Origin of the sequence: Pseudonocardia phyllosphaerae, assembly GCF_046546475.1 — a bacterium.
Taxonomy (GTDB): Bacteria; Actinomycetota; Actinomycetes; order Mycobacteriales; family Pseudonocardiaceae; genus Pseudonocardia; species Pseudonocardia phyllosphaerae.
Map to the genome: position 1 here is coordinate 151,486 of NZ_JBKGXS010000009.1, position 12,678 is coordinate 164,163.

The 12,678-nt window shown below is 74.6% G+C and carries 12 protein-coding genes; 7 read left to right on the forward strand and 5 right to left on the reverse strand.

Annotated features, from left to right (window positions below; translation table 11 throughout):
• Positions 1-40 precede the first annotated feature (40 nt).
• Positions 41-655, reverse strand: a complete 615-nt coding sequence (locus tag ACLE50_RS18675; protein ID WP_410944865.1) for a TetR/AcrR family transcriptional regulator — start codon at positions 653-655, stop codon at positions 41-43.
• An 82-nt stretch (positions 656-737) separates the two neighbouring features.
• Here ACLE50_RS18675 and ACLE50_RS18680 point away from each other — a divergent pair, with 82 nt between their 5' ends.
• The gene (locus tag ACLE50_RS18680) at positions 738-1,688 is read left to right on the forward strand and encodes an o-succinylbenzoate synthase (protein ID WP_410944866.1); all 951 of its coding nucleotides are present in this window, start codon (positions 738-740) and stop codon (positions 1,686-1,688) included.
• A 45-nt stretch (positions 1,689-1,733) separates the two neighbouring features.
• Here ACLE50_RS18680 and ACLE50_RS18685 read toward each other — a convergent pair whose 3' ends face one another.
• On the reverse strand, positions 1,734-2,345 hold the full coding sequence (locus ACLE50_RS18685) for an MSMEG_1061 family FMN-dependent PPOX-type flavoprotein (protein WP_410944867.1): 612 nt from the start codon (positions 2,343-2,345) through the stop codon (positions 1,734-1,736).
• A gap of 83 nt (positions 2,346-2,428) precedes the next feature.
• On the opposite strand from ACLE50_RS18685, the gene ACLE50_RS18690 reads away from it, so the two are divergent.
• The 4 genes from ACLE50_RS18690 (at position 2,429) to ACLE50_RS18705 (ending at position 7,794) form a co-directional block, all read left to right on the forward strand.
• Complete coding sequence (locus ACLE50_RS18690) at positions 2,429-3,379, forward strand: NAD(P)/FAD-dependent oxidoreductase (protein WP_410944868.1); 951 nt, start codon at positions 2,429-2,431, stop codon at positions 3,377-3,379.
• Positions 3,380-3,485: 106 nt separating this feature from the next.
• A complete protein-coding gene (locus ACLE50_RS18695; RefSeq protein WP_410944869.1) occupies positions 3,486-4,997 on the forward strand; it encodes an FAD-binding oxidoreductase in 1,512 nt (503 codons plus the stop codon).
• Between the two features lie 105 nt (positions 4,998-5,102).
• Positions 5,103-6,722 carry a CYTH and CHAD domain-containing protein gene (locus tag ACLE50_RS18700; protein ID WP_410944870.1) on the forward strand — a complete coding sequence of 540 codons (1,620 nt, stop codon included), beginning with the start codon at positions 5,103-5,105 and terminating at the stop codon, positions 6,720-6,722.
• Positions 6,723-6,732: 10 nt separating this feature from the next.
• Entirely contained in the window at positions 6,733-7,794 is a 1,062-nt protein-coding gene (locus ACLE50_RS18705; RefSeq protein WP_410944871.1) for a PHP domain-containing protein, read from the forward strand.
• Positions 7,795-8,157: 363 nt separating this feature from the next.
• Here the strand turns inward: ACLE50_RS18705 and ACLE50_RS18710 are convergent, their stop codons facing one another.
• Positions 8,158-8,646, reverse strand: a complete 489-nt coding sequence (locus tag ACLE50_RS18710; protein ID WP_410944872.1) for a cupin domain-containing protein — start codon at positions 8,644-8,646, stop codon at positions 8,158-8,160.
• A 179-nt stretch (positions 8,647-8,825) separates the two neighbouring features.
• Here ACLE50_RS18710 and ACLE50_RS18715 point away from each other — a divergent pair, with 179 nt between their 5' ends.
• Complete coding sequence (locus tag ACLE50_RS18715) at positions 8,826-9,860, forward strand: glycoside hydrolase family 16 protein (protein WP_410944873.1); 1,035 nt, start codon at positions 8,826-8,828, stop codon at positions 9,858-9,860.
• Between the two features lies 1 nt (position 9,861).
• Here ACLE50_RS18715 and ACLE50_RS18720 read toward each other — a convergent pair whose 3' ends face one another.
• Positions 9,862-10,845: a carbohydrate kinase family protein gene (locus ACLE50_RS18720; RefSeq protein ID WP_410944874.1), complete on the reverse strand. Its 984-nt coding sequence runs from the start codon at positions 10,843-10,845 to the stop codon at positions 9,862-9,864.
• Between the two features lie 47 nt (positions 10,846-10,892).
• Here ACLE50_RS18720 and ACLE50_RS18725 point away from each other — a divergent pair, with 47 nt between their 5' ends.
• Positions 10,893-11,936, forward strand: a complete 1,044-nt coding sequence (locus tag ACLE50_RS18725; RefSeq protein ID WP_410944875.1) for a CobW family GTP-binding protein — start codon at positions 10,893-10,895, stop codon at positions 11,934-11,936.
• 86 nt (positions 11,937-12,022) lie between these two features.
• On the opposite strand, the gene ACLE50_RS18730 is transcribed toward ACLE50_RS18725, so the two are convergent.
• Complete coding sequence (locus ACLE50_RS18730; RefSeq protein WP_410944876.1) at positions 12,023-12,610, reverse strand: hypothetical protein; 588 nt, start codon at positions 12,608-12,610, stop codon at positions 12,023-12,025.
• Between the last annotated feature and the right edge of the window lie 68 nt (positions 12,611-12,678).

Consider the following 12,678-nt stretch of genomic DNA (forward strand, 5'->3'; position numbering starts at 1 on the left):
CGCCGCCGAGTATCCCAGGCGGGTACTGCAGGCGGCCCGGTCAGGCCTGCTCGCCCAGCCCCGCCAGCCCGGTCCAGACCACGTCCATCAGGTAGTCGGTGGCCTGCTCGACCGTCACCGTCTCGTCCTGGCCGCGCCACACCGCGAGCCGCTCGGCCGCGCCGACGATCACCTGGGCCCAGCCGGTGAGCCGGGCCTGCGGCGCGTCCGGGACCTGCGCGGCGAGCAGCCCGGCGATGAAGTCGGTCTGCTGGGTGCGGATCTCCTCGAGCGCGTCGTCGGCGATCCCGGCCTCGGTGCACAGCAGCTGCCAGGCCGGGGCGGCCGGGTCGAGGTAGGCGAAGAACGCCAGCGCCCCGTCGCGCAGCATGTCCCGCGGTGTGCCCGCGGTCTCCGCCGCGGCCGCGAGGACCCCGAGCAGCTCGGCGCGGGCGCGGGCGACGGTGGCGAGGAGCAGGCCCTCCTTGGAGCCGAAGTGGGTGTAGAGCACCGGCTTCGTGACGCCGACGCGGTCGGCGACGTCCTCCATCGAGGCGCCCGCGTAGCCGTGCTCGCCGAACACCGCGACGGCGGCGTCGACGATCTGGCGTTCCCGCTCGGCCCGCGGCACCCGGCGTCGCGGGGCGACGTCGGCCGGTGCCGTCCGCGGGCTCATTCGCCGAGCCTACCGTGCACCCGGCCGCGCGCCCGGCCGTCGCGGCCGCGGCCGGGACACCGGGGGACTAGGTTCGGTCCGCGTGGACGTCTACGCGCTCCCCATGACCACCCGGTTCCGGCGGATCACCGTCCGGGAGGGACTGCTGCTGCCCGGCCCGGCCGGCTGGGGCGAGTTCTGCCCGTTCACCGAGTACGACGACGCCGAGGCCGCGGCCTGGCTCGCCGCCGCCCGCGAGGCCGCCGAGACCGGCTGGCCGGAGCCGGTGCGCGACCGGGTCCCGGTGAACTGCACCGTGCCCGCCATCGGGCCAGAGCACGCGCAGCGGATCGTGCGGGCCTCCGGCGCGACGACGGCGAAGGTCAAGGTCGCCGACCCGGGGGCCGCGCCGGGGGAGGACGAGGAGCGGGTCGCCGCCGTCCGCGACGCCCTCGGCCCCGGCGGGCGGATCCGGGTCGACGCCAACGCCGCCTGGTCCTACGACGAGGCCGTCGCCGCGATCACGAGCCTGGAGCGGGCGGCCGGGGGCCTGGAGTATGTCGAGCAGCCCTGCTGGGAGGTCGAGGACCTGGCCCGGGTACGGCGCGCGGTGGACGTCCCGGTCGCCGCCGACGAGTCGATCCGCCGGGCCGAGGACCCGATGCGGGTGGTGCGCGCCGAGGCCGCCGACGTCGTCGTGCTGAAGGTGTCGCCGCTGGGCGGGGTGCGGCGCGCGCTGCGGATCGCCGACGAGTGCGGGCTGCCGGTCGTGGTGTCCTCGGCGGTGGAGTCCAGCGTCGGGCTCGCCGCCGGGCTCGCCCTGGCCGGGGCGCTGCCGGAGCTGCCCTACGCCTGCGGGCTGGGGACCGCATCGCTGCTGACCACCGACGTCGTCGCCGCCGACGACCGGCTCGTGCCTGCGGGCGGCACGCTGCCGGTGCTGCGCCGCGCGCCGGAGCCGGTGCGCGCCGCCGAGGTCGCCGCACCGCCGGAGCGGCAGCAGTGGTGGCGGGCCCGCTACGAGCGCGTCGCCGGGCTCGCCGTCACCGGCTGAGGCCCAGGGCGCCGCGGGCTCAGTACTGGGCAGTGAGCCGCGGGCTCAGTACTGGGTGGTGCGGGCCATCGTGTTCATGGCCGCGTCGATCGCCCGGGCCGGGCCCTTCACGCCGTACTGGCCCTTGATCAGCTTTCCGGCGCCGGGGACGTCCCGCTTCGCAGGCCAGGTGGCCGGGTCCCAGAGGTGCGAGCGCAGGAACGCCTTGGCGCAGTGCAGGAACACCTCCTCGACGTCGACGACGATCGCCACGTCCGGGGTGTGCTTCTTGACCGTCAGCCGCTCGGCGAAGTCGGGCTCGAACAGGATTCGGGCGCGGCCGTTGATCCGCACCGTGTCGTTGGACCCCGGCACGACGACGATCATCCCGACCCGCGGGTCGTGCAGGATGTTGCGCATCGAGTCGAGCTTGTGGTTGCCCTTGCGGTCGGCGAAGGCGACGGTCCGCTCGTCGAGCACCAGCAGGCAGCCGGCCGGGTCGCCGCGCGGGGAGACGTCGACGCCGTCCGGCCCGGTCGTGGCGAACAGGAAGAACGGCGACGCGGCCAGGAACTCCGCGGTCACCGGGTCGATCACCTCGCGCGCCTTGTCGCGGATCGTGGCCGGCGGCTCCGCGATGACCTCGCGCAGCCGCGCCTCGTCGGTGATCTGCTCCATACGGTTCCCCTCGTCGACCCCCTGTTAGGTCACCCTAATCTCGAACGTGCCCGCAGGGAAGATGCTGCCTAGTGTCGTCCGGTGTGAGCGTGGTCGTGGTCGGTGCGGGGATCTCCGGGGTGACGTGCGCGGCGGAGCTGGCCGCGCGCGGGCTCGGGGTGACCGTGCTGGAACGGTCCCACGGTCCCGGCGGACGTCTTGCGGTACATCGCCACCGGGGCCGTCCGGCCGACATCGGGGCCGCGTACCTCACCGTCGACGACCCGGAGTTCGACCGGCAGGTGCGTGACTGGGAACGCCGCGGGCTGCTCCGGGAGTGGACCGACACCCTCGCCGTGTTCGACGGCACCACCCGCGGCGACGACAGCACCGGCCCGATGCGGTGGGCCGCACCGGACGGGTTGCGCTCGCTGGTCGCCGATCTCGTACACGGTGCCCGCCTCGACATCCGCACCGGCACCGAGGTCCGCGCCGTCGGGCCCGGACCGGTCGTCGACGGCGAGCCCTGCGACGCCGTCGTACTCGCGCTGCCCGACCCGCAGGCCGCCCGGCTGCTCGACCCCGCAGGCCCGGCCGGTGCGGCGGTGACCGGCCGCGCGTGGAATCCGGTGCTGGCCCTGACCCTCGGCTTCGCGGCCCGCGACCGGCCGGACCTGCGGTGCGCGTTCGTCAACGACCACCCGGTGCTGTCGCTGGTCGCCGACGACGGCGACCGTCGCGGCGACGGCGCCCCCGTGCTGGTCGCGCACTCCACCGGCGACGTGGCCCGGGCCCGTGACGCCGACCCCGCGGCCGCCGTCCCGGAGATGACCGCCGCCGTGCGCGAGCTGCTCGGCATCGGCGCGGAACCGGAATGGACCCACGTGCACCGCTGGCGCTACGCCGCCCCCGCCGCCCCGCACGACCGGCCGTTCCACCTGGGCGACGACGGCATCGGGATCTGCGGCGACGCCTGGGGCCGGCCGCGGGTGCAGACCGCGTGGCGCAGCGGCCTCGACCTCGGCCGCGCGCTCGCCGAGCGCCTCGGCGCCTGACCGGGACACGAGCCGGCTCGGTGACGCGCGGCCGGTGACGCGGATCCGCCGGTCCGTGACGCGGATCCGCTGGCCGCGTGCGCATGCCACGCCTACCGTCGCGGGCATGCCCGAGCGCGTCACCGTCGACAGCCCCGCCGCCGACCCGGCCGCGAGCCCCGCCGAGATCGCCCCGGAGGGCAGGCCGTTCGGCACCGCCACCGAGCCCGCCGAGCTGGACACCTCCGGCCCGAGCGCGGCCGGACGCGCCGTGCTCGCCGAGCTGGCCGCCACGCTCGATCCCGACCGGATGCTCACCGACCCCGACGTCGTCCGCACCTACGTGCACGACGAGGCCGAGTGGGCCGGGTACGGCACCCCGCTGTGCGTGGTGCGTGCCCGCAGCACCGACGACGTCGCCGCCACCGTCCGGGCCTGTGCGGCACACGGCGTCCCGGTCGTCCCGCGGGGCGCGGGCACCGGGCTGTCCGGGGGTGCGAACGCCGTCGCCGGCGGGGTCGTGATCTGCCTGGAGCGGATGCGCACGATCCGGGAGATCTCGCCGGGGGAGCGGCTCGCCGTCGTCGAACCGGGGGTGGTGAACGACGACCTGCGCGCCGCCTGTGCCGAGCGGGGGCTCTGGTATCCGCCGGATCCGGCGTCGGCGCCCTGGTCGACGATCGGCGGGAACGTCGCGACCAACGCCGGCGGGCTGTGCTGCGTGAAGTACGGCGTGACCCGCGACTACGTGCTCGCCCTGGAGGTCGTGACGGCGACCGGTGAGGTCGTGCGGGTGGGGCGGCGGACCGCGAAGGGCGTCGTCGGGCTGGACCTGGCCGGGCTGATGGTCGGCTCCGAGGGCACCCTCGGCGTGATCACCGAGGTCACCGTGAAGCTGCGCCCGGCCCGCCCGGTCGCGCCGCGCACCGTCGTCGGGTTCTTCGGCTCGCTCGCCGACTGCGGGGCCGCGGTCGCCGCCGTCACCGAGCGCGGGCTGCAACCGGCCATCTTCGAGCTCGTCGACCGGGAGTGCCTGCAGGCGGTCAACACCTGGAAGCAGGCCGGCCTGCCCGAGGACGCCGCCGTGCTGCTGCTCGCCCAGACCGACCTGCCCGAGCCCGCCGCCGAGGCCGAGGCCGACGCGATCCTCGCCGCGTTCACCGAGCACGGCGCCACCGAGGCGATGTCCTCGACCGACCCGGTGGAGTCCGAGGCGCTGTTCGGGGCGCGCCGGCTGGCCTACCCGGCGCTGGAGCAGCTGGGCATGGACATGCTCACCGAGGACGTCTGCGTGCCGCGCGGGCGGATGGCCGAGATGCTGGCCCGGGTCGAGGAGATCGCCGCGGCGCGCGGGGTGCGGATCGCGACCGTCGCGCACGCCGGTGACGGCAACCTGCACCCGCTGATGCTCACCCCGCGCGGTGACGAGGCGGCCAAGGAGCGCACCCGGGCGGCGTTCGACGAGATCATCGCCGCGGCTGTCGCGATGGGCGGGACGGTGACCGGGGAGCACGGCGTCGGGCTGCTCAAACGCGACGGCATGGTGCGCGAGCTGGGGCCCGAGGTCGTCGGGCTGCAGCGCGCGGTGAAGGCCGCGCTGGACCCGCAGGGGATCATGAACCCGGGCAAGGCCGTCTGAGGTCCGGGCTCGCACCCGGGCGCCCGAGTGGGCGACGCCGATGTGGACGGCAGATGTCGCCCGGATGGCTGCGAGTGAAACCACTCACAACGGGCACCCTGGATCATGAGCGATGTCGCCCCCTCCGTCCCGTCCGATCCCCTCGTCGCGGAGGCGGGTGGGACCGCCCTCGGCTACAGCGGCCCCGCCCACGCCGCCGTGCCCGGCTGGCAGGTCCTCCCCGGCGTCCACGCCGTCGTCCCGGTCACCGAGGCCGAGGTCCGCGAGACCGAGCGCTACGACACCCCTGACCTGCGGCTCTGCCCGGCCGGGATCGTGCTGGAGATCGAGCGTGTCATCCACGACCGGGCCGCCGACGCCCCGGACACCGAGGCGTGGGTGCTGCGCCTGCCCGACTCCCGGCCCGGGGAGCAGCTCACCGTGCCGGTCCCCGCGGAGGGGGTCGAGGGCGTCGACCCCGGTCAGGTCCCGGCGCAGATGGAGGTACTCGTCCGGCGGTTGCGCGGCGACGAGGAGCTCGGTCCGGTCGGGCGGGTGCGCACCGTGCGGTCGGTGTCGCGGCTGCGTTCCGACGACGCCCGCGAGCTCGCCACCGTGCACCACGACGAGGTGCAGGTCGCGACGCTCGGTGCGGAGACCGCGATCGAGAACTGGACCGAGGTGACGGTGTACCCCGCGGCCGCCGGAGCGCCGTTGCTGCAGGAGATCGACGCGGCGCTGCGCTCGGTCGGGCTGAACCGGGCCCCGGAGCCCGGCGGGCAGGTGCGGCTGGCCGAGCTGCTCGCCGAACGCGCACCCGCCGAGCCACCACGGCACACCGGTGAGCCCGGCAGCGCAGGTGCGCTGCTGCTCGGCTACCTCGGCGCCAAGGTCGACGCGCTCGCCGCCGCCGAGGCCGACCTGCGCGCCGACCGCCCCGACGCGGTGCACCAGATGCGGGTCAACGCGCGCCGGCTGCGCAGTGCGCTGCGCAGCTACCGCTCGCTGCTCGACGGGCCGCGGGTGCCGCACCTGATCGCCGAGCTGCGCTGGCTCGGGCAGGCACTCGCCGGGGAACGCGACGCCGAGGTCCAGCAGGAGCGTCTCGAGGCCGCGATCGCCGGGCTCGACGACGATCTCGTTCTCGGGCCGGTCCAGGCACAGGTCACCCGGCACTTCGCCCGGCTGCGGGCCGAGTCGCGGGCCGCGGTGACCGAGGTCGTCGACGGTCGCCGCTACGCCGACCTGCAGGCGGGACTGCGCCGGCTGCTGGCCGACCCGCCGCTGTCCGGGAGGGCGGGCAGGTCCGCGGCGAAGGTGCTGCCCGGGGTCGTGGCGAAGACCGCGGCGAAGCTGGAACGGCGGATGGATGCGGCGCTGGCCGATCTCGCCGAGGGCGAGCAGGCGCCGGAGTCGCTGCACCGGGCACGCAAGACCGGCAAGCAGCTGCGCTACGCGGCCGAGGTCGTCCGGCCTGCGGGTGGTCGTCTCGGGACCGACGCCCGCGGGTTCGCCAAGGAGCTCAAGGCCGTGCAGCGGGTGCTCGGCGACCACCAGGACGCCGTCGTCGCCCGGGAGACGCTGCGCACCCTCGGCGCCCGCGCCGGCGCGGAGCAGAGCAACGGCTTCACCTACGGGGTGTTGCACGGCCACGACACCGCCGAGATGGCGGCGCTGGAGCAGCGGCTGCCGCAGGTCTGGGAGCAGACGTGGTCGACGAAGGCGTGCCGCCGGATGCGGGGCTAGCCTGGCCGGCGTGACCGAGGAGGCGCGGGCCGGCGACGCGCGGGACGCCGTCGCCGACCTGCGCCGCATCGCGTTCCTGCTGGAACGCGCGCACGAGTCGACCTACCGGGTCCGGGCGTTCCGCACCGCGGCGTCGGCGCTGCGCGGGCGCGACGACGGTGAGCTCGCGCGGCTTGCGGCGAGCGGCGGGCTCACCGACATCCGTGGCGTCGGGGAGGTGACCGCCCGGTGCATCGCCGAGTCGGTGGCGGGGGAGGAGCCGGTCTATCTGCGCCGGCTCGAGGACGCCGTCGCCCGTGCCGACGCCGACGGCGTCCCGCTCGCCGAGGCCGCCGTCCGGTTGCGGACCGCGCTGCGCGGGGACTGTCACAGCCACACCGACGCATCCGACGGCGGGTCGCCGCTCGCGGAGATGGCCGAGACCGCGATCGCGCTCGGGCACGACTACCTGGCGGTGACCGACCACTCGCCGCGGCTGACCGTGGCCAACGGGCTGTCGGCGGAGCGGCTGCGCCGCCAGGTCGAGCAGATCGCCGGGCTGAACGAGCGGATCGGCGCGTCCGGTTCGACGTTCCGGCTGCTCACCGGGATCGAGGTCGACATCCTCGACGACGGCGCCCTCGACCAGGACGACGAGCTGCTGGGCGCGCTGGACGTGGTGGTGGCGAGCGTGCACTCCAAGCTGCGGATGCCGCGCGACGAGATGACCGAGCGGATGCTCTCGGCGGTCGCTCACCCGCACGTCGACGTCCTCGGACACTGCACCGGACGCATGACCACGGGCCGGCGCAAACGCCCGGAGTCCGAGTTCGATGCCGACGCGGTGTTCGCCGCCTGCGCCGAGCACGGCGTGGCCGTAGAGATCAACTCGCGGCCGGAGCGGCTCGATCCGCCGAAACGGCTGCTGCGCCTGGCCGTCGAGGCGGGCTGCGAGTTCACGATCGACACCGACGCGCACGCTCCCGGGCAGCTCGACTGGCTGGACCACGGCTGCGCCCGCGCCGTCGCCTGCGGGGTGCCGCCGGAGCGGATCCGGAACACGTGGGGTGTGGAGGAGCTGCTGAGCTCGTGAGCTTCCCGCCGGTGCGCCCGCTGGTCAGGGCCGAGGCGGGGTCGATCCAGGGCCGATCCAGGGCCGATCCGGGGTCGGCCCGGGGTCGCAGCAACCTCCCTCCTGGGAGATACCTCAGCTACTGAGTCGTTGCCGGGAAGTGCGTCAGCAGCTGACGTATCTCGCGAGTGCCGGCCCGATGCGCCACGCCACCGAAGCTCGCCGGGCGTCGCAGCATGGGGTGCCCCCGCCGAAGTACTTCACCTGCTGAGGCATCTCCCGCAGATGTCTCAGATGTCTCAGATGTCTCAGTACGTGAGGCTTTCCGCAGGTGCCCGCCTGGTGTCGTCGTCCCCTCGGCGTCCCTCGGAGTCCCTCGGCGTCTCAGCGCATCTCGAAGTCGGCGAAGTCGAAGCCGGGGGAGACGAAGCAGCTGACCAGCGTGTGTCCCGCGCCGAGCGGTGCCGCGCGTTGCCACACGCCGGCGGGCACGGTGTGCTGCGGCAGCGCGATCCCCGTCGACCGCGCGGCCCCGGACTGCACCGTGTTTCCGGACTGCAGCGCCTCTCCGGACTGCAGTGCCTCTCCGGACGGCGGCCCGAGGCGCAGCACGGTCTCCTCGCCCGGGTCGGGGCCGTCGCCGGCGAGGCGGATCTCGGCGTCGGGGCCGGAGTGCCAGCACCACAGCTCGGCGGAGCGCACCCGGTGCCAGGCGCCGGGACCGTCGAACAGGTAGAGGATCGCGGTGGCCGAGGGTCGGTCGCCGTGCGGCGTCGCGACGGTCACCGGCGACGCCCACGTCCGCCGGTACCACCCGCCCTCCGGGTGCGGCTCGAGATCCAGGGCGACGGCGAGATCGGGGCGCGGCGGCACCGGCCCACTCTCGCACCCGCGTCGCCGGTGACGCAGCGTACGGCTCCATCGCCGAAGCTCACCGTGCGTCGAGAAACATCCCGATCGGGGGTGCTTCGACCGGGTGCATCCGCTGGCGATGCTCACCCACTGCTCGTCTGATGGCACTGCTGGTGACCGAGGGACGGGAGTGATTCACGGTGCGTACGGGGTCAGCGGGACGAACGGGAACGAGGACACGGGCGACGGCCGCCCTGACGGCACTGGCGGCGACGCTCGTCGTCACCGCCGCGACGACGGCGGGCACCGCGCTCGCGGAGGAACCGGCAGCGTCCGGCCACCCGGCGCCGGGGGCCGCCCAGCCGGGCACTTCGCAGCCGGGCACCGCGCAGCGGGCGGGCGACGCGCCGGCGGCCCCGTCGCACTGCACCGAGACCGCCGCGCAGAAGTACGGCTGGGGCGCGCCGACGCGCCGGTCCGACTTCGACGGCAACACCCTCCCGCCGGACTGGCACTCCTACGGCCCCGAGCCGGGGCACGACAAGAAGGGTGTCCGCACCCCGGACAAGATCTCGGTCGGCGACGGCCAGATGACGATCAGGTCCGACCAGGAGGGCACCACCGGCGCCGTCAGCTGGCACCCCGGCCAGCGCTACGGCCGCTGGGAGTCCTGCGTGAAGTCCGACAAGGCCTCCGGCGGGATCAACGCCCTGCTGCTGCTCTGGCCGGTGAAGGAGAACTTCCCGGTCGGCGGTGAGATCGACTGGATGGAGATCACCGACGACGCGCGGCAGAAGACGTCGTTCTTCCTGCACTACGGCGAGGGCAACGACCAGGAGTACGGCAGCGTCGCCCACGACTCGACGCAGTGGTCGGCCTACGCGCTGGAGTGGACCCCGGAGAAGATCACCGCGTACGTGAACGGCAAGGAGTGGTACTCCACCACCGACACGTCGCACTTCCCGCCCGGCGCGATGAACATGACCATGCAGCTCGACTACTTCGGCGACGCCGGCGGCCCGGCCGCCATGCACATGGACTGGGCCGAGCAGTGGGCGACGCGGGACAGCGTCCCCGCCACGCGCAGCCTCGCGCCGGGTGCGGCCGCGACCGGGCAGCCGAAGGACTTCCCGCAGCGCGCGCCGCGGGAGCTCTCCGGGACCGAGAAGAAGGCCCAGGACGACATGCTCGCCGCCCTGGCCCCGAAGCCGAAGACCCCGAAGCCGAAGAACTGACTCAGCCGGTCACCGCGTCCAGCTCGGCACGGGTCGGCGGGTCCGACCCGTGCCGGGAGCAGGTGATCGCCGCGGCCTCGACGGCCTCGGTCAGTACCGCTTCGAGGGTCTCGCGGTCGATCCCGTAGAGCTGCTCGCGCTGCTCGGCACCGAGCATTCCGCGCCGGTGCAGCCCACCGAGCAGCGCCGAGGAGAACGAGTCCCCGGCGCCGACGGTGTCGACCAGCTCGATCTTCCGGCCGGGCAGCGTCAGCTCCACCCCGGACGCGGTCGCGGCCAGCGCGCCGTCGCCGCCCAGGGTCACGACCACGATCGCCGGCCCCAGCTCCAGCCACTCCGCGACGACCTCGCGCGGCGCCCGGCCCGGCTCCAGCCAGGCCAGGTCCTCCTCGCTGACCTTCACCACGTCGGCCAGGCCGAGCAGCTCGTGCACCCCGGGCCGGACGTCGTCGCGGGTGCCCATGAGCATCGGACGGACGTTCGGGTCGTAGCTGATCGTCGCGGTGTCGACGGCGATCGCCATGAGCTCGCGCAGCGCCTCCGCCCCGGGCGGGGTGGTCAGCGCCAGCGACCCCGAGTGCAGTGCGACGACCGGGCCCCCGGCCCCCGCGTCGAGCGCGCCGGAGAGCTCCTCGGAGGTCCACTGCCAGTCGGCGGTGCCCTCGACGCGGAAGTCGTAGTCGGCGACGCCGTCCTCGGAGAGCTCCACGATCGCCAGTGACGACGACTCCGCGGCCTCCACGGCGTGCGACAGGTCGACCCCGTTGGCGGCGAGGTGCTCGCGCAGCTTGCGGCCCAGGACGTCGTCGGCGAGGCGGGCGAGCATCCGGGCGGGGACGTCGAGCCGGGCGAGCCCGACCGCGACGTTGGCCGGGCTGCCACCGGGGGCGAACTCCCAGTAGCCCCCGACGGGGGCGGGCACGGCGTCGACCAGCGCCTCCCCGGCGACGGCGATCACCCCGCCCGCATTGCGTGGTGTCGGCATGGGGGCACTGTAGTCAGCGCGATCACCGGTCGTGGTACTCATGTCGGGTGTCCAGGAGGATCCCGGTCGTGGTGCTCGCCGGTTTCCTCGGCGCGGGCAAGACCACGCTGCTCAACCACCTGCTCGCGACCGGCGGTGACGCCCGGATCGGTGTCGTGGTGAACGATTTCGGCGCCGTCGGGATCGATGCGATGCGCATCGCAGGCCAGGCCGGTGGCGTGATCGGCCTCGGCAACGGCTGCCTGTGCTGCGAGGTCGGGGAGGGTGGCGTCGCCGAGGTCCTCGACTCGCTGGCCCGGCGCCGCGAGGAGATCGACGTCGTCGTCATCGAGGCCAGCGGGATCGCCGAGCCCGGCACGCTGGTACAGCTCGTGCTCGACGGCCTGGGCAGGCACTTCTCGTTCGGCGGGCTGGTCGAGGTCGTCGACGCCGCGGAGTACGAGGCGACCCGCAAGCAGCACCCCCAGCTGGGGAAACACGTCGGGATGGCCGATCTCGTCGTCCTCAACAAGATCGACCGGGTGGGCCCGGGGCAGCTCTGGCGGGTGCGTCGGTTGTGCCGCGAGGACAACCCGCGCGCCCCGATCGTCCCGGTCCGCGACGGGGCGGTGGACCCGGAGCTGCTGTTCGACATCGAGATCGTCCCCGGCCGGCAGCTGATGCTCGGCGAGCAGGTCTGCGAGACCGGCGAGCACCACGGGCACGGCCACGGGAGGCACGGGCAGCAGAGCCACGAGCACCTGCACGCCGGCTACCAGAGCGTGTCGTTCGTCTGCGACGAGCCGCTCGACGCGACCCGGCTGCGCGCCCTGCTCGACTCCCGTCCCTCCGGGCTCTACCGGATCAAGGGGTCGGTGCGTTTTGCCGCGGCCCCGAGCCGGGAGCGCTGGGACCTGCACACCGTCGGGCGCTACGTCCGCTTCCGCCGCACCCGCTGGGACAGCGGCGAGCCGCGACGCACCACGCTGGTCCTGATCGGGACCGGGCTGGACGAGGCCGCCCTGGAACGGGAGCTGCGCGACTGTGTGGCCGGCGACGCCGACCGGCGCGACGCCGACGCCCTGCTCCCGGTGCACCGCTACGCGGTCTGACCCCGGCTACGCGGGCCGGGCCGCCGCGCGCGCCGGGCCGCGATCAGCACCCGGCGGCGCGCGGCGGAACCCGGCGCGCGCGGAGCTCAGACCGCGGTGAGACCCGGTCCGGTCGCGGGCTCGTCCAGCGAGGTCAGTGCCTCGACCGCGCCACCGCCGTCGCCGGAGCCGTCGCCGCCGGAGACGGCGTTCCACAGCAGGACACCGAGGGTGCGCTGCGGGTCGACCCGCCCGGACTGCCACGACCGCGTCGCGGCGAGCCGCTCGGCCCGGCGGCACAGCGCCCAGGACACCGAGTCACGGTCGGTGACGTCGACGGCGAACGTCCGGTGGCCGGTCCGCCGCTGGTAGGCGCGCACCGGGTCGGTCATCAGGTGGATCACCGACAGCAGGGCGACGGCGAGCACGAAGAACGCGGGCAGCCCCGCGAGGAAGATCGTCGCCGTGCGCATCCAGCTGTCGCCGCCGAGTACGACGGCGACCACGGCGGACCCGGCGATGCCGGTCACGGTCATCGCCCCGGCCGGCAGCCGCGTGTAGACGAGGTCGCCCGCGTCGTCGACGACGTAGCTGGTGCCACTGACCAGGGAAGGGTCGAACACCCGGTACCCGCTGCGGGTCCGGACGAGAGAGGGGAGCCGGTGGGTGGGTGCACCGGTCGTGATGTCGTTCATGGTCGTGCTCGATCCGCTGGAAATCTTGTGCTCGCGGCCCACCACATGGCCGTCGCGCCAGGACATCG